Annotated in this window: 18 protein-coding genes and 1 pseudogene; 16 read left to right on the forward strand and 3 right to left on the reverse strand. The window is 64.0% G+C overall.

Annotated features, from left to right (window positions below; translation table 11 throughout):
- Positions 1–7 precede the first annotated feature (7 nt).
- From JG746_RS26445 to JG746_RS26460, 4 genes are all read left to right on the forward strand, one after another.
- Positions 8–943, forward strand: coding sequence for a substrate-binding domain-containing protein (locus JG746_RS26445; RefSeq protein ID WP_202355392.1), 936 nt, complete (start codon positions 8–10; stop codon positions 941–943).
- Positions 944–1,062: 119 nt separating this feature from the next.
- The gene (locus JG746_RS26450; RefSeq protein WP_202355393.1) at positions 1,063–2,049 is read left to right on the forward strand and encodes an ABC transporter permease; all 987 of its coding nucleotides are present in this window, start codon (positions 1,063–1,065) and stop codon (positions 2,047–2,049) included.
- Between the two features lie 3 nt (positions 2,050–2,052).
- Positions 2,053–2,844 (forward strand): ATP-binding cassette domain-containing protein, encoded by a 792-nt coding sequence (locus tag JG746_RS26455; protein ID WP_202355394.1) that lies wholly within the window; start codon positions 2,053–2,055, stop codon positions 2,842–2,844.
- A 142-nt stretch (positions 2,845–2,986) separates the two neighbouring features.
- On the forward strand, positions 2,987–4,009 hold the full coding sequence (locus JG746_RS26460; protein WP_202355395.1) for a LacI family DNA-binding transcriptional regulator: 1,023 nt from the start codon (positions 2,987–2,989) through the stop codon (positions 4,007–4,009).
- A gap of 334 nt (positions 4,010–4,343) precedes the next feature.
- On the opposite strand, the gene JG746_RS26465 is transcribed toward JG746_RS26460, so the two are convergent.
- A complete protein-coding gene (locus tag JG746_RS26465) occupies positions 4,344–4,934 on the reverse strand; it encodes a TetR/AcrR family transcriptional regulator (protein ID WP_202355396.1) in 591 nt (196 codons plus the stop codon).
- A gap of 244 nt (positions 4,935–5,178) precedes the next feature.
- Here JG746_RS26465 and JG746_RS26470 point away from each other — a divergent pair, with 244 nt between their 5' ends.
- Genes JG746_RS26470 through JG746_RS26480 form a run of 3 tightly spaced genes read left to right on the forward strand, consistent with a single transcriptional unit; the run spans position 5,179 to position 9,770 of the window.
- Positions 5,179–5,430 (forward strand): hypothetical protein, encoded by a 252-nt coding sequence (locus JG746_RS26470; protein WP_202355397.1) that lies wholly within the window; start codon positions 5,179–5,181, stop codon positions 5,428–5,430.
- Complete coding sequence (locus tag JG746_RS26475) at positions 5,415–8,600, forward strand: efflux RND transporter permease subunit (protein WP_202355398.1); 3,186 nt, start codon at positions 5,415–5,417, stop codon at positions 8,598–8,600. The genes JG746_RS26470 and JG746_RS26475 overlap by 16 nt, the downstream gene beginning before the upstream one ends.
- A 15-nt stretch (positions 8,601–8,615) precedes the next feature.
- Positions 8,616–9,770: an efflux RND transporter periplasmic adaptor subunit gene (locus tag JG746_RS26480; RefSeq protein ID WP_202355399.1), complete on the forward strand. Its 1,155-nt coding sequence runs from the start codon at positions 8,616–8,618 to the stop codon at positions 9,768–9,770.
- Between the two features lie 38 nt (positions 9,771–9,808).
- Here the strand turns inward: JG746_RS26480 and JG746_RS26485 are convergent, their stop codons facing one another.
- On the reverse strand, positions 9,809–10,723 hold the full coding sequence (locus JG746_RS26485) for a LysR substrate-binding domain-containing protein (protein ID WP_202355400.1): 915 nt from the start codon (positions 10,721–10,723) through the stop codon (positions 9,809–9,811).
- 101 nt (positions 10,724–10,824) lie between these two features.
- On the opposite strand from JG746_RS26485, the gene JG746_RS26490 reads away from it, so the two are divergent.
- The 8 genes from JG746_RS26490 (at position 10,825) to JG746_RS26525 (ending at position 20,627) form a co-directional block, all read left to right on the forward strand.
- Positions 10,825–11,613 (forward strand): HalD/BesD family halogenase, encoded by a 789-nt coding sequence (locus tag JG746_RS26490; protein WP_202355401.1) that lies wholly within the window; start codon positions 10,825–10,827, stop codon positions 11,611–11,613.
- A gap of 118 nt (positions 11,614–11,731) precedes the next feature.
- Positions 11,732–12,424: a GntR family transcriptional regulator gene (locus JG746_RS26495; protein ID WP_202359477.1), complete on the forward strand. Its 693-nt coding sequence runs from the start codon at positions 11,732–11,734 to the stop codon at positions 12,422–12,424.
- 37 nt (positions 12,425–12,461) lie between these two features.
- Positions 12,462–13,568, forward strand: a complete 1,107-nt coding sequence (locus tag JG746_RS26500; RefSeq protein WP_202355402.1) for a mandelate racemase/muconate lactonizing enzyme family protein — start codon at positions 12,462–12,464, stop codon at positions 13,566–13,568.
- 1 nt (position 13,569) lies between these two features.
- Entirely contained in the window at positions 13,570–14,754 is a 1,185-nt protein-coding gene (locus tag JG746_RS26505) for a mandelate racemase/muconate lactonizing enzyme family protein (RefSeq protein WP_202355403.1), read from the forward strand.
- Positions 14,755–15,013: 259 nt separating this feature from the next.
- Positions 15,014–16,678 (forward strand): ABC transporter substrate-binding protein, encoded by a 1,665-nt coding sequence (locus JG746_RS26510; RefSeq protein WP_202355404.1) that lies wholly within the window; start codon positions 15,014–15,016, stop codon positions 16,676–16,678.
- A 70-nt stretch (positions 16,679–16,748) separates the two neighbouring features.
- Positions 16,749–17,702 (forward strand): ABC transporter permease, encoded by a 954-nt coding sequence (locus JG746_RS26515; RefSeq protein ID WP_202359478.1) that lies wholly within the window; start codon positions 16,749–16,751, stop codon positions 17,700–17,702.
- Positions 17,699–18,577, forward strand: coding sequence for an ABC transporter permease (locus JG746_RS26520; RefSeq protein WP_019856877.1), 879 nt, complete (start codon positions 17,699–17,701; stop codon positions 18,575–18,577). Before JG746_RS26515 ends, JG746_RS26520 begins: the two co-directional genes overlap by 4 nt.
- Positions 18,570–20,627, forward strand: coding sequence for a dipeptide ABC transporter ATP-binding protein (locus tag JG746_RS26525; RefSeq protein ID WP_202355405.1), 2,058 nt, complete (start codon positions 18,570–18,572; stop codon positions 20,625–20,627). The genes JG746_RS26520 and JG746_RS26525 overlap by 8 nt, the downstream gene beginning before the upstream one ends.
- A gap of 18 nt (positions 20,628–20,645) precedes the next feature.
- Here JG746_RS26525 and JG746_RS26530 read toward each other — a convergent pair.
- Positions 20,646–21,547 (reverse strand): annotated as a pseudogene (locus JG746_RS26530) (LysR family transcriptional regulator).
- 117 nt (positions 21,548–21,664) lie between these two features.
- Here JG746_RS26530 and JG746_RS26535 point away from each other — a divergent pair.
- Entirely contained in the window at positions 21,665–23,320 is a 1,656-nt protein-coding gene (locus tag JG746_RS26535; protein ID WP_202355406.1) for an ABC transporter substrate-binding protein, read from the forward strand.
- Positions 23,321–23,345: the final 25 nt, after the last annotated feature.

Below are 23,345 nucleotides of genomic sequence, written 5' to 3' on the forward strand. Positions count from 1 at the left end.
AAATCAAATGCTGAAAAGACTGAGACTTGTGCTCTACGGCCTGCTGGTCGCGCTGACGGTCATTCCGGCAGCCGCGCAGGCCAAGACCTTCTACTGGATTTCGCATGGCGGCCCCGCCGATCCGGTCTGGACCTACTTCCTGGCCGGAGCCAAGCAATGGGCCAAGGACACCGGCAACACCGTCAACACCTCGTTCCACAATGGCGACGTCGCCTCCCAGCAGGAAGCGGTTCGCGCCGCCCTCTCGGCCAAGGCCGACGGCATCGTCACCACCAGCCCCGATCCGGGCAGCCTCGTCGAGATCGTCAAGGAAGCCCGCGCCGCCAACATCCCGATCATCAACTTCAACACGCCCGATCCAAAAGCCAATTTCAACGCCTATGTCGGCGGCGACAACGTCACCTTCGGCAAGCACTGGGCGCAGTATCTGGTCGACAAGGGCCTGGTGAAGAAGGGCGACTTCGTCTGGATGCCGGTCGAGATCCCCGGCGCCACCTATGGCGTCCAGGAAGAGGAAGGCATCAAGAGCGTCTTCGGACCGCTCGGCATCACCTATGAAGTGACCGAGGCGACGCTCGACCAGGCCGAGGTGATCAACCGCATGGTCGACTACCTCACCGCCCACAAGGGCAAGGTCAAGGCCATCATCGGGCTGGGCGACCTGGTCACCGGCTCGATCAAGCGGGTGTTCGACCAGGTCGGCGTCAAGCCGGGCGAAATCCCCGTCGTCGGCTGGGGCAATTCGCTCGACACTACCCAGGAAGTGCTGAACGGCTACGTCAATGCCGGCCAGTGGCAGGATCCGCAGGCGACCAGCTATGTCGCGCTGTCGCTCGCCAACATGGCGGCGTCAGGCATTCCTCCGGGCTTCAACGTCATCACCGGCGCGCTCTATGAGAAGGACACCGCCGCCGTCTACGACAAGATCCTGTCCGGCAAATAAACCGCGATCCTGACGCCGCGCGCATCTGGCGCGCGGCGCCAGATATCTTTCTGCGCCGCGACCTGTCCATCGGAGGCGGTGGAGATCGCGGCCCGTTCCAACCATGTCGCGGGTTCCCAGTGGAAAATCATTCGCTTGTCCAACGCCTGATTGCGCGGCCTGAATTCGGTCCCTTCGTGCTGCTCGTCGTCGAGATCGGCGTTTTCTGGGGCTTCAATCACGACTTCCTATCGCCGCAGAACATTTCCAACACGCTGGCCTTCACGGTCGAGCTCGGCCTGATCGCGCTGGCGATGACCTTGCTGATGACGTCAGGCGAATTCGACCTGTCCGTCGGCTCCCTGTTCGGCTTCTCGCCGGTGCTGATGTGGACGCTGTTCAACAGCGGCGTCACCTCGCTGGAAATGGGCTTCGTCGCCGCGCTGGTGGTTGCCGCCTTGATCGGCCTGGTCAATGGCTGGTTCGTCACGCAGCTCAAGATCCCATCCTTCCTGGTGACGCTCGGCATGCTGCTCGTGGTACGCGGCAGCGCCCTTTTCATCACCGACGGTTTCCCGCAGCGCACCTGGAGCGCGGAAGGCAGCTGGCTGGCCGAAGCGCTGGTCGGTGACTTCTTCATCGGGCCGTTCCGCATCTACATGTCGCTGTTCTGGTTCATCGCCGCGGCGATCGCGCTCGGCTACGTGCTGACGCAAAGCCGAACCGGCAACTGGATCCAGGCGGCGGGCGGCAATCCCAACGCGGCGCGCGCCCGCGGCGTCAATGTCAACCGCGTCAAGATCGGGCTGTTCGTGCTGTCGTCGCTCATGGCTTCGCTGGCCGGCGTCATCTCCTCGCTGCGCACCTCGGCCGCCAACCCCAACAGCGGCACCGGCTACGAGCTCGAAGTCATCGCCATGGTGGTGATCGGCGGCACGGCGCTGACCGGCGGGCGCGGCACCATCATCGGCACCGTGCTCGGCATCCTGATCCTGCGCGTGATGCGCAACGGCATCGTGCTGATCGGCGTGCCGGGACTTGCCTACAACATCTTCATCGGCGCGATCATCCTTGGCATGATGGCGCTCCATTCATGGCTGGAACGCCGGCATCAGGCGGGGACTTGAACCATGGCCGAGCCATTGATCCGCATGCAGAACATCCGCAAGTCCTACGGCCGCGTGCAGGCGTTGGAGGATGCCAATTTCCATGTCAACGAGCGCGAGATCGTCGGCCTGCTCGGCGACAATGGCGCCGGCAAGTCGACGCTGATCAAGGTCCTGTCGGGCGCGGTGCCGCTGACCAGCGGCGACATCTTTATCCGCGGCAAGAAGGTCACCTTGCGCAGCACCAGCGACGCCATCGCGCAGGGCATCGAAACGATCTACCAGGATTCCGCGCTGGTCACGCAACTGTCGATCGCCCGCAATCTGTTCCTCGGACGCGAGCCGATCAAGCCGCCGCGTTTCCTCAACCGCATGGACCAGGAGGCGATGAACAATGTCGCCCGCGACCTGCTCAAACAGGTCGGCATCTCGAAGAACATTCCGCCGACGACGCCAATCGGCTCGCTGTCAGGCGGCGAGCGCCAGGCGGTGGCGATCGCGCGCGCCATGCATTTCGACAGCGACCTGATCATCCTCGACGAGCCGACCAACAATCTCGGCGTCGCCGAGACGCAAGGCGTGCTGAGCTTCGTGCGCAGCGCCCGCGATTCCGGCCATTCCTGCATCTTCATCGCGCACAACATCCATCACGTCTTCCAGGTGGTCGACCGCATCGTCGTCATGCGCCGGGGCAAGGTGGTCGCCGACGACATCGACCCGAAGAAGACAACCGTGACGGAAGTCGAACGGATCATCACCGGCATGTCGGACAAGGAAATCCGCGAGGCCATCGCCGACGGCAAACCGTCGCACTGAGGACGGCCGCCTTGTCGAAGCAGCCGAACGCTTGTCGCGGTGATGGGTGTCGATCGCCCTCCCCTCGGATCGCATCGGCTGGCAAATCGCGAGCCAAATCACGTGTCTGGCGCACGATCGCATCGGCGCATAGGGTTGCGGCATGAAGGCCACCGTCTCCGATATCGCCAGGAATTGCGGGCTCTCGACCGCGACGGTCGACAGGGTGCTCAACAACAGGCCCGGCGCCAGCGCCGCCAACCGGCAGCGCGTGATGGAGGCCGCCAAGCAGCTCGGCTATTTGCCGGTCGCCGACCAGGTGACGCTTCCATCCAGACCCGCAAACCTCGAATTCTTCCTGCCGATCGGCAGCAACGCCTTCATGCAGGATCTGGCAAGGCACATCGAGGACTATGCATCGCGCCTGCCGCTGGTCGCCTCCTGCCGGATCCATAGCCTCGCCGGCATCTCACCGAACGCGCTGCAGAGCGCGGTGGAAAACCTGTCGCTGAGGGCCAATGGCGTCGGCGTCATCGCCATCGACCATCCGCGAACCCGCAACATCCTGCGCGACATCGTCGAGGCCGGCATCCGCCTGGTGACGCTGGTGTCCGACATTCCGGCCGCTCCCCGCTCGGCCTATGTCGGCATCGACAACCGGGTGGCGGGGCGAACGGCGGCGCTTTTGATGGGTCGTTTCCTCGGCGGCCGCGAAGGCCATCTGGCGATGGTCGTCGGCTCGCGCTCCTATCGCGGCCATGAGGAGCGTGAGATGGGTTTTCGGTCAGTGCTCGGCGAAGAGTTTCCCAACCTCACCGTGACCAGCGCCGTCGAGATCAATGACGAGCCGGATGCCAGCTACGCCGAGACCATGAAGGCGTTGCACAACGAACCCGAACTGCTCGGCATTTATTGCGTCGGGGCCGGGCGCTCCGGCGTCGCGAGAGCCATCCTGGAAGCCAGGCCCAACCGCAAGCCGGTGTTCATCTGCCACGACCTGACGAAGGAGACACGCGGCTACCTCGTCGACGACCTCGCCGACGTCGTCATCGACCAGAACGCTAGGCTGATCGCCGAACAGTCGGTCATCCGCCTGCTCGGCTCCATCGCCTCATCGGCGCCCTATCTGACCCGCAAATTCATCGAGCCGCGCCTGATTTTCAGGGAAAACGTGCCGGTGCAGTAGGCGGGGACGCCTCGGAAAAGCCAGTTTCCCGGATTTGTCTGATAATTGACACGGCAAATCTGCACAGCTGCTATGCACAATTCATTGTTGCCGAATCATTGGGCAGCTCGTAGGTTCTGGTCGTCGGCCATCTACTCCTCCCAGATGCGATGCCGACGCTGAATGGGGTGCACCTCCTCCCGCGCCACATTCGAAATCGAGCCCGCTGCCACCTCCTCCCGGCAGCGGGCTTTTTTCGTTCAGACGGGAGGAATTACAGCGCCGCCCGCGCCAAAGGGCGCCGGGCATGGCCTCGGTCATACAACCGGCAAAGCGCCAACAAGCGTGGCGGATATCAACCGGCGGCGGCGCCCCGGAAGGAGGCGATCAGCCCTTCGGCCATGCGCACGAACTGTGTGCTTGGGCCTTCAGCGCCCACGGTCTGCACGCTGACACGAGCGCCCTCGAACAGCAGCGACAGCGTATCGGCAAGCAGTTCGGCCTGACCGATGCCCGCGCCCCGGCATAGCGCCACCAGGCGTTCGCGCTGGGCTTCCTTGAGCTCCTTGATCACCAGCCTCGCCGGATGGTCCGGCTCGGTCAACTCAGCGGCGGCATTGGCCATATCGCAGCCGCGGCCGTCGGCATTGAGCATGGCAGCCGCCTTGCGCACCCAGGCATGCAGTTGCGCGAGCTTGTCGCCGGGAAACTCGGCCTCGAAAGCGTCCCACATGGCGCCGGCCTTGGCCGCATTGGCGCGCAGGCACTCGACGATCAGTTCGTCCTTGGATTCGAAGTGACGATAGAGCGTCATCTTGTTCGTGCCGGCAGCTTCGGTGATGGCGTCGACGCCGACGCCCTTGATGCCGTGCTTGTGGAACATGTCGCGTGCCGTCTCCAGGATCCGATCCCGGGGACGAGAGCGCTCCACGACGCCGTCTGTCATCATGATCTCCTTTCGTTTCCAAAAAACCCTCGGCCACCTCTTGACTAGGGTGTTACCGGTCTGTAACTTCCAGAATGTTACTTACTGGTAACACCTATGTCGCCCGTCGTCAATAACAAGGCCGTGAACTGGTCCTGCCAGATGAGACGGACGAGAAACTGCCAATCATGCGGCTCCGGCCGGTGAGGAAATGAAAAACGGTTCGCGAGCATGGGCTGCGCACCGACAGACAAGGAGCCGGCCAATGCCACAGCGCCGCGATCTTACCATAGATGAGGCCGTCCGGGATCCGATGATCCGGCTGGTCATGAAGGCAGATGGGGTCGACCCCCGCGCTTTCGAGAAGATGCTTCGCTCGCTTGCCGATGGGCAGCGTCATGAGGTGCCGTTGCTGCGTTCACGGGAAGCCTCCCGTGACGGGCACGGCCAGTTGTCCAGACTTGCCAGCGCCTTCGGGCGGGCAACAGCAGCCGGCGAGGCATGTGTGTCGTGGTAAACTTCTTCATTCACCGTCCGATCTTCGCCTCGGCGATTGCCATCATCATGGTGCTCGCCGGGACGATTTGTTATTTCCTGCTGCCGGTTTCGCAGTTTCCCGACATCACGCCGCCCCAGGTCGTGGTCAGCGCCCACTATCCGGGCGCCAGCGCGCAGGTCGTGGCCGACACGGTGACGACGCCGCTGGAGCAGCAGATCAACGGCGTGCAAGGGATGACCTACATGTCGTCGACGAGCTCCAATGACGGCTCGTCGACCATCACCATCACCTTCGATGTCGGCTACTCGCTGAGCACCGCCGCCGTCGACGTCCAGAACCGCGTCAGCCAAGCGGCATCGTCGCTGCCGGCGATCGTCAACCAGGGCGGCGTGACGATCAAGAAGCAGAACCCGAACTTCGTGCTGATCGTCAACCTCACCTCGCCCGACAAGTCCGTCGATCCGGTGGCACTGTCGAACCTTGCCTATCTGCAGGTCGTCGATCCGCTGAAGCGGCTGCAGGGCGTCGGCGACGTTCAGATTTTCGGCGAGCGGCGCTATTCGATGCGCATCTGGCTCGACCCGGACAAGCTCGCCAACCTGGGCATCACCGCGGTCGACGTGCAGAACGCCATATCAGAGCAGAACGTCCAGGTTGCGGCCGGCAAGATCGGTCAGTCGCCGGCGCCTGCCGGTACCGCTTTTGAGATGCAGGTCAGCGCCGTCGGGCGCCTGAGCGACCCGAAGGAGTTCGGCGACATCGTGGTGCGCGCCAATACCGACACCGGCTCGCTGGTGCGGCTACGTGACGTTGCGCGTATCGAGCTCGGCGCGCTGCAATATTCGTCCTCGGCCTTCTTCGGCAAGGACCCGACGGTCGTGCTCGCCGTCTACCAGATGCCCGGTTCCAACGCGCTCGACCTTCAGCAGCGTGTCAAGGACAAGATGCAGGAGTTGTCGTCCCGTTTCCCGAAGGGCGTCTCCTATGCCATGCACTACGACACGACGCGCTTCGTCTCGGCGTCGATGCATGACGTGCTGATCACGCTCGGCGAAGCCCTGGTGCTGGTCGTCGCCGTGGTGTTCATCTTCCTGCAGAGCTGGCGCACGACGATCATTCCGACCATCGCCATTCCGGTGTCGCTGGTGGCGACATTGGTCGTCATGGAGATGATGGGCTTCTCGCTCAACATGCTCTCTCTGCTCGGCATGGTGCTGGCGATCGGCCTTGTCGTCGACGACGCCATCGTGGTGGTCGAGAATGTCGAACGACAGCTCGAGGCCGGGTTGAAACCACTGGCCGCGACCAAGGCCGCCATGGCCGAAGTCACCGGCCCGATCATCGCCACCACCGCCGTGCTGATGGCGGTGTTCGTGCCAGTCGCCTTCATTCCCGGCGTTTCCGGCAAGCTCTACAACCAGTTCGCACTGACGGTGGCGATTTCAGTCGGCATTTCCGCCTTCAATTCGCTGACGCTCAGCCCCGCACTCAGCGCCGCCTTCCTGCGCCATCGCGGCGAGACGCAGTTCATCCTGTTCCGCTGGTTCAATACCGGTTTCGACAGGTTGTCGCATGCCTACGCCCATGGCGTGCGCATTCTCATCCGCTTGCGCTGGATCATGCTCGGCCTGTTCGCGGCCGGCCTGGTCGCCACCTATTTCGTCTGGCAGAAACTGCCCTCGACCTTCCTTCCGGTCGAGGACCAGGGCTATTTCTTCGTCGTCATCCAGTTGCCCGACGGCGCCTCGCTCGAGCGCACCGACGCGGTGGCCCAGAAGGCGCGCGACATCCTGCAGGCAACGCCCGGCGTCGACATTGTCGGCTCGATCAGCGGCCTGAACTTCCTGACCAGTGCGGCGCAGTCGAACTCGGCGGTCGAGTTCGCCATCCTGAAGCCCTGGGAGGAGCGTACTCCCGACCAGAGCGCATCGAAGCTCGTCGCCGACGTGCGCGGCAAGCTGTTGCAGATACCGGAGGCCTTCGCGCTTTCCTTCGATCCGCCCTCGATCCCGGGTATCGGCACCACGGGCGGCTTCGAATTCGTCGTCGAGGATCTCACCGGTCGCGGCAGCACGGCCCTCAACGACGCGACGCAAGCCGTGATCGCCGAGGCACGCAAGCAGCCGGAAATCAATCCGCAGCAGCTGTTCTCGCCGTTCTCGACGTCGACGCCGCAGTTCAACTACGACCTCGACCGCAGCAAGGCGAAGCTCCTCGGGCTCAATTTGCCCGACGTCTTCAACACTCTGCAGATCTATCTCGGCTCACTCTACGTGAACGACTTCAACCTGTTCGGCCGCACCTTCCGGGTGACCATCCAGGCCGACAAGGATGCACGTGCGGGCGCCGCCGACATTTCGCGGCTCTATGTGCGCAACGCCTCGGGCGGCATGGTGCCGCTCTCGACGCTGGGCAAGCTCGTGCCCTTCGTCGGGCCGGAGACCGTGCCGCACTACAACAACAACGCGTCGGCCTCGATCAATGGCGGCGCCGCGCCGGGCTTCTCCTCAGGCCAGGCCGTCGCTGCCATGGAACGGGCGGCTGCCACCGCCTTGCCCAGGGATTTCGGTTTCGAATGGACCGGCATCACCTTCCAGGAGCTCAAGGCAGGATCGATCGCGTCCGTCGTCTTCGGCCTCGCCATCGTCTTCGTCTTCCTGATCCTGGCGGCGCAGTATGAAAGCTGGGCGATGCCGTTCATGGTGCTGCTGGCGGTGCCATTGGCCCTGTTCGGCGCGTTCGCGGCCCTGTGGATGCGCGGCATGCAGATCGACGTCTACTCGCAGATCGGTTTCGTCATGCTGATCGGCCTGGCGGCGAAGAACGCCATCCTGATCGTCGAGTTCGCCAGACGGCGGCGCGAGGAAGGCTTGAGCATCGTCGAGGCGGCAATGGAAGCCGCGCGGCTGAGACTCCGGCCGATCCTGATGACGGCCTTCGCCTTCATCCTCGGCGTGCTGCCGCTGATGTTCGCAACCGGCGCCGGCGCGGCAAGCCGCCAGTCGATCGGTACCACCGTGTTTGGCGGCATGGTCGCCGCGACCATCCTGTCGCTGGTGTTCGTGCCGGTCTTCTACGCGGTCATCGAACAGTTGCGGGAGCGCCGCGAAAGCGGCGAACCCGCCTCCAAGCATACTGAACCAACTGCCGAACCCGCCTTCCCTCCCCTGGCGGAAGCGGCCGAATAAGATTGGAGAAATATTATGCGTAAATGGAAAATTGCGTTGGGAACGGCGGTCGCGCTGGGCGCGATCTCGGTGGCAAGCGTCCACCTGCTCGACATGGGCAACCTGAGGCTGAGCGCCGGCACGGCCGGGGCGGCGACACCGGCTCCGGCGGCATTCGTCATGCCGGTGCCGGTGGCAAATGTCGTCAAGAAGACGATCCCGATCTATCTCGACTATGCCGCCCGCATCGAGCCGATCCGCAGCATCACACTGCAGGCCCGCGTGCCCGGCTATCTGCAGGAACAGACGGCGCAGGATGGCGCGGATGTGCGGCAAGGCGACCTTCTCTACAAGATCTCGCCTGACGACTTCCAGGCCGCGCTCGACCAGGCGAAAGCCCAGGTCCAGCGCGATACGGCGACGCTAGACTATGCCCGGTCCAATCTCGGCCGCGGCACCGAGCTCGCCAAGAGCGGTTACCTGGACAAGGACAGCTTCGACCAGCGCACCAGCACCTTGCGCGAAGCGCAGGCATCGCTGGCACTCAACCAGGCGGCCGTGCGCACGGCGGAGCTCAATTTGAGCTACGCCGAGATCCATGCGCCGTTCACCGGGCGCCTGGGCCGCAACCAGGCTTCGGTCGGAACGCTGGTCAGCGTTGCCGGCACGGTGCTCAACACGCTTGTGCAGCTCGACCCCATCTACGTCACCTTCAATCCGAGCGAGACGGATCTGGCCGAGATCGAGCAGGCCCGCGCGGCCGGCCCGATCGATGTCGAGGTGCTGTTGCCGGGTGAGACTGAGAGCAGCCAGAAGGGCGAACTCACCTTCATCGACAACACGGTCGACCATTCGACCGGCACAATCACCGCACGCGCCACCATCGGCAACGCGAAGTTCACGCTGATGCCTGGCCAGTATGTCCGCGTGCGGCTGCATATCAGGCAGCAGCCCGACGCGCTGATGGTGCCGCAGACGGCGCTGGGTTCGAGCCAGCTCGGCAAATATCTCTATGTCGTCGGCAAGGGCAATACGGTCGACCAGCGGCTGGTCTCGCTCGGCCCGACCAGCGGCGACCTCGTCGCTATCTTGAGCGGCGTCTCGGAAGGCGACCAGGTGATCACAGGCAATCTGCAGAAGATCGGACCCGGAATGCCGATCTCGCCACTGCCACAGAAACCGGCCACCTGACACCCCCGCAGGCCCGGTTTCCGCGCGGCGCCCTCGAACTACCCACGGGTCGAGGGCGCCGTATTCACAAGCAGGCCGACAAGAGCGGCCACATCGGCGCGGTCGGCCTTGGCCGGCGGCATGAAGGCGCAATAGGGATGACCGAGACGCACCGAGACCGATGACAGCGCGATCAGGCGACCGGCCTCCAGATCGGCCTGCGCCATTACACGCTGGCCGAGCGCAATGCCCAGACCCAGCCTCGCCGAGGCGATCGCCAGGCTGGAAAGGCCGACACGCCGCCCATGCGACGGGTCTGGGGAACGGCTGGCGCCGCATGCCGCGAACCAGTCGGCCCAGCTCGGGTGCGAGGCATAGTTCGGCCCCCAGTTGGTGTGGATGAACAGGCTCTCATGCAGCTCCGTGAGACCCGGATCGCCATTGCCGTGCCGTTGCCAGAACTCGGGTGCGCAGACCGGCAGCACATCGTCATGGACGAGGCGCACCATCCGCAGGCCAGGATAGTGATAGTCGCCATAGGAGATGCGCAGATCGACATTTTGGCGCATCAGGTCGATCGGATCGTCCTCCGCGCGTACGTCGATCGCCATTTGTGGGTAGGCATCAAGCAGTTCGGCCAGCCGCGGCGCCAGCCACAGCTCCGCCAGCGAAAACGGCACGCTGACGACAAGCCGTGTCCTCAGGCCGCCCTCCAGCATGCGCTGGCCGATGGCGGCGATGTCGCCCAAGGCGCGCGCGGTCTGCGGATAGATGGCGTGACCGGCATCGGTAAGCGTGATGCGGTTGCCGGTGCGCACGAAGAGCTGCTTGCCGAACCAGGTTTCGAGATTGCGGATCTGCTGGCTGACCGCCGCGGAGGACACGCCAAGCTCGCTCGCGGCCAAAGTGAAGCTGCCGGCGCGGGCGGCGACCTCGAAGGCCTTGATCGCGTTCAGCGGCGGCAGTTTTTCCATGCCTGGCTCCATAAGTTTTTCTTGAGCAATCCTAATAATTTTCCCCGTTGAGAGAAAGAATTTTTTGCGGTCATCTGTGCCCAACCGATGGAGCACGCGACATGAAAGACATTCTCGATCTCGACCGCTATCCGCTCGACCGTGAAGGCAGCGCCGAATGGAAGCGACTCGTCGAACAGTCGATCGAAGCCCTCAGGGCCGACGGCATGTTCAATCTCGAGGGTTTTCTGAGGCCCGGTGTCGCCGAACAGGCGGTGCGGGAAATCAAGCCGGTCATGGACACGCAGTCCCATGTGCACAAGCGCATGCACAACATCTACTTCAAGCCCAGCATTCCCGAACTCGCGCCCGACCATCCGGCCCTGCGCAAGGTCGAAACCATCAGTCACACCGTCTGTGCCGACCAGATCCCGGGCAGCACGGTTCTGGCAATCTATGAATACGAACCGCTGGTGCGCTTCCTCGCGGCTACGATGGGCAAGGCAAAACTGCATGTCATGCAGGATCCGCTGGCCCGCACCAATGTCATGGCCTATCGCTCTGGCGAGGCTCTGAACTGGCATTTCGACCGCTCGGAATTCACCACGACGCTGCTTTTGCAGCAGTCGCAACGTGGCGGCGACCTCGAATACCGCACCGATCTCAGGTCGGATGACGACCCCAATTATGAGGGCGTCGCCAGGCTGCTCGAAGGGCGTGATCCCGACGCAAAGATCCTGCGCATGAAGCCGGGTACGCTCAATGTCTTCCGCGGCAAGAACACCGCGCACCGCGTCACCACGGTCGAAGGCGAGCGAGAGCGCATGATAGCGGTGTTTTCCTATTACGAGCAACCTGGCGTGATGTTCAGCGCCGAGGAGCGCTTCGGCTTCTACGGCCGGGCAGCCTGAGCCCCCGAACCGCATCCCGATCGGAAATGCGGGTGACGGCGAAAAATCCGAAAAGCCATCTTGTTAGATTGTCGACAATCTGATTGTCTTGTCTTCTGTTCCTCGCTGGAGTGGCCAGATAGTGAAGACGGATTTCAGCCCGATTGCCGATACGACGCGTCGCGCCGAAATCGTTGCGCTGCTGCGGCGCGCGATCCTGACCGGGCAACTGCAACCAGGCCAGAAGCTCAACGAGCTCAGGATCTCCGAACAGATGCGGGTCAGCCGCGCGCCATTGCGCGAGGCCATGCGCGAGCTGGTGCAGGAAGGCATCCTGACCAGCATTCCCTATGCCGGCACCTTCGTCATCAATGTCACCGCCAAGGACATAGACGATGCCTATTCGCTCAACCAGGTGCTGGACGAGTTCGCCATCGAACGGACATGGCCGCAGCGTGACCAGCGTTTCTTCGATGAGCTTGACCGGCGCCACGAAGCGGTGAAGCAGGCGACACGCAACCTCGACACCACAAGGCAGATCGAAACGGCGCTGCAGCTGCATGGCCTGATCTATGAATGGGCCGACAATTCAGTGCTGCTGGAAACCTGGCAGCGGCTGACCAGCCGGCTGCAGATGTATTTCGCGCTGCACCAGCATGCGCGCAACGAACCAGTGCCGGCCGAAGACGTCCATGAGACTTACGTGCACCTGATGAAGGGCGCCGATATGCGCGCTGCCCAGCGCCATGCACGCGAACATATCCACCTCGATTTCGAACAGCTGCTTTCCTACGCACGCAGCCTCGAACAGCGTCCGTCAAAGGGCGCCTGACCCATTCCCCAGACAGTGTAGCCAGCGGACAGACAGCGTGCAGATCAAATCCATCAAAGCCTACCATGTGGTGCAGCCCTTCTTGGATGGCCCCTACCGCATGTCCAAGGGGCGCCAGGCCGACGCCTTCGACGCGGTGATCGTCGCCATCAGCGCCGACAGCGGCCTGACCGGCTGGGGAGAAATGGCGCCGCTCGGCAATTTCTATTCGGCCGCGTTTCCGGCGGGAGCACGCGCGGGCGTGCCGGAAATCGCGCCGCATCTCATCGGCCACGATCCGCGCGGCCTGGCCAGCATCGGCCGGCTGATGGACACGGTGTTCAAGGGCCATCCCTACATCAAATCGGCGCTCGACATGGCCTGCTGGGATCTCGCCGCGCGCGCCGCCGATGTGCCGCTGGTGACCATGCTGGGCGGCCGCGAGAGCGATATGGCGGAGACCTACCGGGTGGTCACCCACGGCACGCTCGATCAGATGGCGGCACTGGCAAAAAGGATCATCGCAGAGGGTTGTCGCCGTCTGCAGGTCAAGGTCGGCGGCAATGTGCACGACGACATCGAGCGGGTAACGACCGTCGCCTCGGCCGTGCCGAAAGGCACGGTGATTTTCTGCGACGCCAATGCCGGCTGGACACCCTATCAGGCGCGGCAGTTCGCTGATGCCACACGTGGCATCGACTACACGTTCGAGCAGCCCTGCACGACGATCGAGGAGAACATGTCGGTGCGTCGCATGCTCGACAAGCCGATGGTGCTCGACGAATCCGTCATCTCGCTCGAGGCAATGCTGGAAATCCATCGCCTGGGCGCGGCCGACGGCTTGACGCTGAAGATCTCGCGGCTGGGCGGCGTGACCAGGACGCGCCAGATCCGCGACGTTGCCGTCGATCTTGGCTTCATGATCACTGTCGAGGACACTGGCGGCGCCGAGATCGACACGGCGGCGATGGCACATCTATCGCTGTCCACGCCGCAAGAACGCCGGCTGCATGCCATTGCCTTTCATGAATGGGTGACGGTGCGCACGGCCTTCAACGCCCCGCCGGTCACTGGCAGCCACATGGGCGTTCCAGACGGGCCTGGTCTCGGCATCGACGTGGATCCGAGCCTGCTCGGCAAGCCGTTCTTTGAAATCGGCGGCTGAGATGAAAATCCGCAGCATCATGGCAACGCCGATCAATCTTCGTCTCGAAGCGCCCTATGGCTGGGTGTTCGGCGAACTCGACGGGTTTTCGCAGACCATTGTCGAGGTCGAGACCGAGGATGGACTGATCGGCCTCGGCGAAGCGCCGACGCCGGCGGCAGCCACAATCATCAGCGATGTATTGGCCCCGCGTCTGGTCGGGCGCGATGCCCTCGACATCGCCGGCGCCGAACATGTCTGCCTGCCCTACTGGACCGGCGTGCAGTCGATCAACGACCGCACCCGCATCATGGCCTTCGGCGCGATCGAGATGGCGCTGTGGGACCTGCGCGGCAAGGCGTGGAAGCAGCCGCTCTACCAGCTGCTCGGCGGCGCCGTGCGCAAGGACATCCCGTTCACCGACTATTTCTCGCTGCGCGGCGACGGGCCCAAGGTGAAAGGCGAGACGACGCCTGAAGAAGTCGCCGATTATTGCGTCGAGCTGCACGAGACGCATGGCACGACCTTCTTCGAAGGCAAGTTCTCGACCGAGAACCCGAAAATCTCGCTGAGAATGGTCGAGCTGATCCGCGAAAAGCTTGGCGACGAGGCGATGATCCGCATCGATTCCAACCAGGCCTATTCGCTGGCGACGGCGCGGCGGCTGGCGCGGCCGCTGGAAGAGCTCGGCGTGCGCAACTGGGAGGATCCGGTGGCGACGATCGAGGAGATGCGGCAGTTGCGGCAGCATTGCTCGATCCCGTTCTCGACCCACAACATCGACATAGCACGCGCCATGGACCTCAAGGTTCCCGACGCCTTCGTCGGCAATCCGACGGCGCATGGCGGCATCGGCCGCCTCACGCGTTTCGTCGGCGCCTGCGAGCACGCCGGCGTCGATTTCTGGTGCTACAGCGGCGACAGCGGCATCGGCAGCGCGGCCTATCTGCATCTGTGCGCGGCGCTCGGCTGGATCCGGGAGCCGAACCAGTCGCTGTTTCGCATGCAGCCCATGGACATCACCGAGGAAGGCCCATTCTCGCCCAGGAACAATGTCGTGCGCGTGCCGGAAGGCCCCGGTCTCGGCGTCACCTTGTCGCGGAAAAACCTCGCGGCCTGCCATCGCGATTTCGTCGAGAACGGCCCGTGCAACAAATATCACGACCCGGCAAAGCCCGGCACATATCGCCGCCTGCCGCTGAACTAGGAGAACGAGAAGGAAAGGAGACTAGCCGACAACAAGGGTCCGCCGATGTGGATCGCCACGGCAGGACCTGACAGGTGAAAGCATGGCCTCAAGAAAATCTGACCCATGCGCCGCAAGGACCGGATGGACCAGAAAAGACAGCATGCTACAGTCCCGGTCGACCGACTTCGTTGACGACCGGGACGGGAGAACTCCTCGGAATTACGTCAACCGGACGTGCATTCTTCAGCCATAAGAAACAGGGGAAAGGGTTAAACCCATGAGCAAGAACTACCGCATTCTCGACCTGATCCGGCGCAACCGCTCGCCGCTCGAAAACCATCTCATCGATGGTCTCGTCGACGGCCGCGTCAGCCGCCGCGACTTCATTCGCCACGGCAGCCTGCTCGGCCTGTCGCTACCGCTTCTGGGCGGTATCACCACGGCCGCCGGATTCGGCGGCATGCCGTCGCTGGCGCGCGCCGCCGGCGCAGCCGGCGCCACCATCCGCGTCGCCAGCAGCGTGCCGGCAGCGGCCATCGACCCGGTCACCATTGCGGATGCCGGCGGCCTATTGGTCATGCAGCAGGTTGCCGAGTTCCTCTGCGTCGACGGCCCCGACCTGGTGCTCAAGCCGGCACTGGCCGAAAGCTGGAAGCCGAACGACACCGGCACGGTGTGGACCTTCAAGCTGCGCAAGGGCGTGAAATTCCACTCGGGCGGCGAAATGAAAGCCGATGACGTGGTGGCCAGCATCGATCGCCTTGCCGACCCGGCAAACTCGTCCAACGCGCTGTCGGTGTTCACCGGCATCCTGCAGAAAGGCGCCACCAAGAAGATCGACGACTACACGGTGGAATTCCATCTCGACGCGCCGAACGGCAACTTCCCCTACATGGTGTCGTCGGACAACTACAACGCGGTCATCATCCCGGCGAGCTACAAGGGCGACTACGAGAAGAGCTTCGACGGCACCGGACCGTTCAAGATCGAGAAATACACGGCCAAGGTCGGTGCGTCCTTCGTCCGCAACGACGACTATTGGGGCGAAAAGGCGCTGCCGGATCGTACCGAGTTCACCTTCTTCACCGATGTGCAGCCGATGATCCTGGCATTGCAGGGTGGGCAGGTCGACATCATCAACCAGATGCCCGTGCTGTCGGGCGTCGCGCTGCTCAACGATCCGAGCGTCGACATCATCAGTTTGAAGTCGTCGGCGCATCAGCAACTGCACATGCGCTGCGACGACGGCCCGTTGAAGGATGCGCGCGTGCGCCGCGCCATTGCGCTGTGCCTCGATCGCGAAAAGCTGGCCGCCGGTCTGATGAAGGGACGCTCGGCGCTCGGCAATGACAGCCCGTTCGCCGCAGTCTACCCGTCGACCGATACGAGCATCCCACAGCGCAAGCAGGACATCGCCCAGGCCAAGCAGCTGATGGAAGCCGCCGGCGTCGCTCAGGGCTTCAAGGTGACGCTGACCACCGAGCGCTATCTCGAAATCCCTGAATATGCCCAGCTCATCCAGAACTGGGTCAAGGAGATCGGTGTCGAGCTCGAACTCAACATCCTCGACCAGGGCGCTTATTACGGCGACGCCGTGTTCGGCAAATCGAACTGGCTGGATTCGGTGATGGGTATCACCGATTACGGTCACCGGGGCGTGCCGAATGTCTATCTCGCCGCCCCGCTGAAGAGCGACGGCACCTGGAACGCCGCACACTTCAAGAACAAGGACTATGACGCGCTGGCGGCGAGCTACATCGGCGCGCTCGATCTCGAGGCGCAGAAGGCCGACGCCGGCAAGATCCAGAAGCTGCTGCTCGAGGAAACGCCTGTCATCTTCGGCTATTTCTACGACTACCTGACGGCGACGGCGAAAGGCGTGGCCGGCGTGCAGCCGACCGCCATGTCGCAGCTGTTCCTCGAAAAGGCCTCGAAGGCGTAAGCAAAAGGGAAAGCCAATCCTCTAATAGCCAGCTCCCACTTGGGAGCTGGCTCCACAAGGAGTCTTAGCCATTCTCTCCTTCTTCGCCCGGCGTGTTTCCCTGTCGCTCGTGACGCTGTTCCTGCTGAGCATCATGGTGTTCCTGGGCGGCCAGGTACTGCCCGGCAATGTCGGGCGCGCGATCCTGGGGCCGTTTGCCGACCAGCGCGCGGTCGACGCGCTCAATCACACGTTGGGCGTCGATCGCCCGCTGCTCACCCAGTATGCGACCTGGATCTGGAATTTTATCCGGGGCGACATGGGCACGTCCTACATCTTCCGCTCGCCGGTGGCGCCGTTCGTCATCGATGCCTTGGGCAATTCGATGAAGCTGGCCGCCGTCGCCTTCGTGCTGGTGGTGCCGATCGGCATTCTGGGCGGCGTGGTGGCCGCGCTCAACCTCAACCGCCCGCTCGACCGCATCATCAGCCTGGGCGGCCTGTCGGTGACGGTGCTGCCGGAATTCGTCACCGGCATCATCCTGATCCTGATCTTCGGCGTGTGGCTGCGCTGGCTGCCGATCTCGGCGGCATGGCCGAAGGATGCCGGCTTCTTCACCCAGCTTTACTATTTGATCCTGCCCGCCTTGCCGCTGTTCCTAGTGCTGTTCGGCTATATCGCGCGCATGGCGCGCTCCGGCATGATCGAGGCGCTCGACTCCGACTATACGCGAACGGCGGTGCTCAAGGGCCTGCCCTGGCGCACCGTGATCTGGCGCCATGTGCTGCGCAATGCGCTGCTGCCGACCATCACCGTCATCGCCACCCAGACCGGCTATCTCATCGGCGGCCTGGTGGTGATCGAGACGCTGTTCCGCTACCAGGGCATCGGCTCGCTGATCTTCACCGCCGCGCGCGGCAAGGACTTTCCGATGCTGGAATCCGGCATCCTCACCATCGGCATCGTCTATGCGGTGGCGACATTGATCGCCGACTTCCTCTATTCCGTGCTCAATCCGCGCATCCGCCTGGGGTCAGACCAATGAGCGCCGTCCAGACCACCTCTCCTCCGCAAGACGACACGCGCCGGCGCAGCCCGATGGCGGAAGTCTTCTTCTCGCTCATGCGCTCGCGGACCTTCCTTGTCGGCCTCCTCATCGTGCTGTTCTGGGTCGCCTGCGCGCTGTTCGGCGAGCATTTCGCACCTTACGACCCGCTTGCCGACGACATCATCAACGCGCTGGCGCCGCCTTCGTCCGAGCACTGGTTCGGCACCGACCAGATCGGCCGCGACGTCTTCTCGCGCGTGATCGTCGGCTCGCGCGACATCCTCACCGTCGCGCCGCTGGCGACGCTGCTCGCGACGGTCGCCGGCACAGCACTCGGCCTGCTCACCGGCTATTTCCGTGGCATTGTCGACGATGTCGTCAGCCGCATCCTGGAAGCCTTCATGGCCATCCCCGTGGTCATTGTCGCACTGCTCGCCATCGTTGCGCTCGGCACCTCCAAGGCGACCGTCATCGTCGTCATTGGGCTGAGTTTCGCGCCGATCATCGCCCGCACCGTGCGCTCGGCGGTGCTGGCCGAGCGCGAACTCGACTATGTCGCCGCCGCGCAGCTCAGGCACGAGAGCGCCTTCCATACGATGTTCGTAGAAATCCTGCCCAACGTCATTCCGCCGATACTGGTCGAGACCACCGTGCGGCTTGGCTACGCCATCTTCGCGGTCGCTACCCTCTCCTTCATGGGTTTCGGCATCCAGCCGCCCTCGCCCGACTGGGGGCTTTCGATCTCCTCGAATTACGGCATGATCGGCGGCGGCTTCTGGTGGACGGTGCTGTTCGATGCACTCGCCATCGCCTCGCTGGTGATCGGTGTCAACCTTGTGGCCGACGGCGTTCATGGAGCGCTCAATGACTAATTCCGCCCCGACTAAGTCCGCAAAGGCTGGAAACGCCCTCGAACTCAGCGATCTGTCGGTCGCCTACCGGGTGGCCGGGCGCAACCGCGCCGTGCTGCGCAATCTCAGCCTCAACATCAGGCAAGGCGAGGCCTATGGGCTGGTCGGCGAATCCGGCTGCGGCAAATCCACCGTGGCGCTCACCGTCGTGCGCTATTTACCGAGGAACGGCTCGATATCGGGCGGCGCCATCTCGCTCGACGGCCAGGATGTCATGAAGCTCGATGCCGAATCGCTCAGGCGCGCGCGGGCCGAGAGCGTCTCGATGGTCTATCAGGATCCCGGCAAGGCGCTGAACCCGTCGATCCGTATCGGCCGGCAACTGACAGAGATCTTCGAGCTTGGCGGCATAACGGGCCAGGCGGCGACCGATCGGGCGATTGCCATGCTGAACCGAGTGCGTATCTCCGATCCGCCAAGCGTCATGCAGCGCTATCCGCACCAGCTCTCCGGCGGCATGCAGCAGCGCGTGGCGATCGCCATGGCCCTGGCCAACGATCCCTCGATGCTCATCCTCGACGAGCCGACCACCGGGCTTGATGCGACGGTGGAAGCCGAGGTGCTCGACCTCATCGCGCAGCTCAGGCAAGAGTTGTCGGCCTCGATCCTGTTCATCAGCCACAACCTCGCCGTCGTCTCCAACATGTGCGACCGGGTCGGCGTGCTCTATGCCGGCATGCTGGTCGAGGAAGGGCCGACGGATGTCGTGTTCAACGATCCGCGCCATCCCTATACGGTCGCACTCCTGCGCTGCCTGCCACGCGGCGGCCAGCGCAAGGACCAGGGCCGGCTCGACACGATTCCGGGCTTCCTGCCCGGCATAGGCGCCGACATCAAGGGTTGCGCCTTTGCTGACCGCTGTGCGCTCGCCGACGACCGCTGCCGCACCGAATTGCCGCCGCTCTACGATTTGAGCGACGAGCGCGGCAAGCGCCTTTCGCGCTGCTTCCATCACGACAAGGCGCAAGCCCTGCCGCGCGCCACGCCGAGCGATGTTGCGACAGCGCCCAAGCCGGCAGCCGCGCCGGTGCTGCGCGTCGCCGGGCTGAACAAGACCTATGCCAGCCATGGCCATCCCCTGCGCGCCGTCAAGGATGTCTCGCTTGATCTGCGGCCTGGCGAGACGCTCGGGCTGGTCGGCGAATCCGGCAGCGGTAAGACGACCTTCGCCAGGCTGCTGCTCGGCCTTGTGCCGCCCGATGACGGCGGCACCATCGAGCTCGAGGGCAAGGCGCTGGCGCCGAAGCTGGAGAACCGTGGCGACGACCAGGTCAAGGCGATGCAGATCGTCTTCCAGAACCCGGACTCCGCGCTCAACCGCTCGCATTCGATCCGCCACATCCTCGGCCGCGCCTTGAAGCGGCTGGCCGGCCTTTCCGGCAAGGCGCAGGAAGCGCGCCTCGACGATCTCGTCCGCTCGGTGCGCCTGACCGACCGGCATCTGGCCGTCAAGCCGCGCCAGCTCTCGGGCGGCCTGAAGCAGCGCGTCGCCATTGCACGCGCCTTCGCCGGCGATCCGCGCATCGTCGTCTGCGACGAGCCGACCTCGGCGCTCGACGTCTCGGTCCAGGCGGCGATCCTCAACCTGCTCGCCGACCTGCAATCCAAGGAAGACGTCAGCTACATCTTCATCTCGCACGATCTTGGCGTGGTGCGGTACCTCTCCGACAAGATCGCCGTGCTTTATCTCGGCCGCATCATGGAGATCGGGCCATCGGAGGAAGTCTTCTCCGGGCCGCATCATCCCTATACCGAAGCGCTGCTGTCGGCCGTGCCCAAGCTCGACCAGACCGAGACGGCGCGCATCCGGCTCGACGGCGAGATCCCCAGCGCCACCAACCCGCCCCCCGGCTGCGTCTTCAACACACGCTGCCCGCGCAAGATCGGCCCGATCTGCGAGCAGCAGGAGCCGCCGCTGGCCGAGGCCCAGCCCGGCCACTCGATCCGCTGCCACATCCCCTACCCGGAACTGGCCAGGCTGCAGAAGGCGGCCGTGATTGAGCCGGCATAACAAGGCATCGCCGTCCGGCTACCTCAGGCCGGCCATGCCCAGGGAACGGTCGCCCTCCGAGAAACCCTGTTCGCTGGTCCAGTCCCTGGCCAGCGAGCGCAAGCCCGTCAGCGCGACGTCGAGCACGTCAGACGAGACGGGATTCGAGGGATAGGCAAGATAGATCGGCCGCTGGAACACCGGCGCGTTGTCGATGCGCCGCATCTCGCCGCGCTCGATATGGCCGCTGACGGCGCTGAGCGGCAGATAGGCAGCCGCTTGCTGTGACAGCACATGCTGCAGGCCGATGAAAACCAGGCCTGCTGAAATGGCCGGCTTGACCATGCCGGCAAAGGCGCGGTCGTGCTCGATGCGGAATTCGAGCCCCCAGTCCATCAGTATGTAGTTTTCGGTCCACGGCCTGGCCTGCGCCGCATGCTGGACGAGCACCACCTGATCGACGGCCAGCGTCTCATAGACGATGCCGGGATGCGGGCGCGGCAGATAGAGGATGCAGATGTCGAGCAGGCCTTCCGCCAGTTGGTCGATCGCCAGATCCGGGAAACTGCCCTCGAGCCGCAGCGCCACGTTCGGCCGCTTGGCGCGCATCCACTCGACCCATGGCGAGGTGATGCGGTCCCACAGATAGGCGGGAGCGGTCAGCCGCAGCAGGCTCTCATAGCCATCGGGAACGGCGATGTCCTGCCGCGACTGCTCCCAGGTGCGGGTGATGGAGGAGGCGTGCGGCAGGAACTGCCGGCCGGCCGGGTCAGCGTGACGCCGTCGCGGTCGCGCACGAAAAGCCGGCGCCCCAACTGCTCCTCCAGCCCCCTGATCCGCGCGCTGACGGTCGACTGCGCAAGGTTGAGCCGGCCGGCCGCGACGGTGAAGCTGCCATGTTCGGCAACCTCCAGGAAGCTGCGCAGGTTCTCGGTATCCATGGCTTGCACCTTGCATCGAAAATTTCGATGACCCCTATCAAAAAATATCGCTTTCCGGTTGCGGTCAACAATGACCTAAATGGCCGATCCCCCCAAAGGCAAGCGAGGAATGCAGCCATGCCAAGGCATTTCATGACGATCGACGCCGCTCGCAAAAACCTGACGGCAATCGAAAATTTCGCTGTCGACGAATTGCTGGCCGGCAGGCTCGACCGCCGCGATTTCCTGCGCCATGGCAGCGTGCTCGGCCTTTCCCTGCCGTTCCTGGGCGGCCTTGTCGCCGCTGCCGGCCTCGGCACGCAAAAGGCCCGCGCCGAAGGCAAGCCCGGCGGTACGGTGCGCGCGGGCGTGGCGACGCCCGGCGGCGCCATCGATCCCGTGACCTACTATGACAGCGGCAGCTACCAGCTGGTCTTCCAGACCGCCGAATTCCTCTGCATCACGCAGCCGGACCTCACCTTGAAGCCGGTGCTGGCGGAAAGCTGGTCGCCCAACGCGGACGGCAGTGTCTGGACCTTCAAGCTGCGCAAGGGCGTGAAATTCCACAATGGCGAGGACTTCAAGGCTGACGACGTGGTGGCGACCTTCGATCGCCTCGCCGACTCGAACGGAGCCTCGAATGCGCTTTCGGTGTTCAAGGGCCTGCTGTCCAAGGGCGGCACGCAGAAGGTCGACGACCACACCGTCGCCTTCCATCTCGATGCGCCGAACGGCAGCTTTCCCTATTCTGTGTCGATCGACAACTACAACGCCGTCATCCTGCCGGCGAGCTACAAGGGCGACTACGAAAAGACCTTCGAGGGCACCGGACCATTCCGGCTGGAGAGCTACACGCCGAAGGTCGGCGCGACCTTCGTGCGCAATCCCGATTATTGGGGCGAAAAAGCGCTGCCCGACCGGCTCGAATTCAAGTTCTACGGCGATGTGCAGCCGCGTATCCTGGCGCTGCAGGCCGGCGAGGTCGACGTCCTCGACGCCGTGCCGCTCGACGTCAGCCAGGTGGTGCTGAACAGCCCCGACATCACGGTGCTGCGCGTCGCCTCGACCGCGCACCGCCAGCTGCACATGCGCTGCGACACCGGCCCGTTCACCGATAAGCGCGTGCGCCAGGCGCTGGCGCTCGGCATCGACCGCTCCAAGCTGGTCGACGGCCTGTGCCGCGGCATGGCGGCGACCGGCAATGACAGCCCGTTCGCCCCGGCCTTCCCCGCCAGCGACAAATCGGTGCCGCAGCGCGTCCAGGACATCGCCAAGGCCAAGCAACTCATGGAGGCGGCCGGCCTTGCGAGCGGCTTCGACATCACCCTGACGACGCTGCGCTATTCCGACATTCCGGGCTACGCGCAACTGTTCCAGAATTTCGCCAAGGAGATCGGCGCCCGTATCGCGCTCAACATCGAGGACCAGGACAAATATTACGGCAAGGCGGTGTTCGGCCAGTCGGACTGGCTGGACAGCCCGTTGGGGATCACCGACTACGCGCACCGCAGCGTGCCGAATGTCTTCCTGAAAAGCCCGCTGGTCAGCGACGGCCCGTGGAACGCGGCGCATTTCAAGAACCCCGCCTATGACGGCATGGTCACCTCCTACCTCAAGGCGCTCGACATCGGTGCGCAGCGCGCGGCGGCCTCCGACATCCAGAAGCTGCTGCTCGACGAGACGCCGGTCATTTTCAGCTATTTCCCGGACCTGCTGGTGCCGGTGCGCAAGAATGTCAGCGGCCTGCCGCCGATCGCCGCCGGCCTGCTGCTCGACCGCGTGTCGCTGGGATAGGGGCTGGATTGGACAATTCCACTTT

The sequence above is a fragment of the Mesorhizobium sp. 113-3-3 genome, from assembly GCF_016756495.1.
Classification (GTDB): Bacteria; Pseudomonadota; Alphaproteobacteria; order Rhizobiales; family Rhizobiaceae; genus Mesorhizobium.

Bases quoted from the DNA above. Each gene is read 5' to 3' on its own strand.
- JG746_RS26445 (WP_202355392.1), top strand. From the start codon at position 8: ATGCTGAAAAGACTGAGACTTGTGCTCTACGGCCTGCTGGTCGCGCTG.
- JG746_RS26455 (WP_202355394.1), top strand. From the start codon at position 2,053: ATGGCCGAGCCATTGATCCGCATGCAGAACATCCGCAAGTCCTACGGC.
- JG746_RS26460 (WP_202355395.1), top strand. From the start codon at position 2,987: ATGAAGGCCACCGTCTCCGATATCGCCAGGAATTGCGGGCTCTCGACC.
- JG746_RS26465 (WP_202355396.1), bottom strand. From the start codon at position 4,934: ATGACAGACGGCGTCGTGGAGCGCTCTCGTCCCCGGGATCGGATCCTG.
- JG746_RS26470 (WP_202355397.1), top strand. From the start codon at position 5,179: ATGCCACAGCGCCGCGATCTTACCATAGATGAGGCCGTCCGGGATCCG.
- JG746_RS26475 (WP_202355398.1), top strand. From the start codon at position 5,415: ATGTGTGTCGTGGTAAACTTCTTCATTCACCGTCCGATCTTCGCCTCG.
- JG746_RS26480 (WP_202355399.1), top strand. From the start codon at position 8,616: ATGCGTAAATGGAAAATTGCGTTGGGAACGGCGGTCGCGCTGGGCGCG.
- JG746_RS26485 (WP_202355400.1), bottom strand. From the start codon at position 10,723: ATGGAAAAACTGCCGCCGCTGAACGCGATCAAGGCCTTCGAGGTCGCC.
- JG746_RS26490 (WP_202355401.1), top strand. From the start codon at position 10,825: ATGAAAGACATTCTCGATCTCGACCGCTATCCGCTCGACCGTGAAGGC.
- JG746_RS26505 (WP_202355403.1), top strand. From the start codon at position 13,570: ATGAAAATCCGCAGCATCATGGCAACGCCGATCAATCTTCGTCTCGAA.
- JG746_RS26510 (WP_202355404.1), top strand. From the start codon at position 15,014: ATGAGCAAGAACTACCGCATTCTCGACCTGATCCGGCGCAACCGCTCG.
- JG746_RS26520 (WP_019856877.1), top strand. From the start codon at position 17,699: ATGAGCGCCGTCCAGACCACCTCTCCTCCGCAAGACGACACGCGCCGG.
- JG746_RS26525 (WP_202355405.1), top strand. From the start codon at position 18,570: ATGACTAATTCCGCCCCGACTAAGTCCGCAAAGGCTGGAAACGCCCTC.
- JG746_RS26535 (WP_202355406.1), top strand. From the start codon at position 21,665: ATGCCAAGGCATTTCATGACGATCGACGCCGCTCGCAAAAACCTGACG.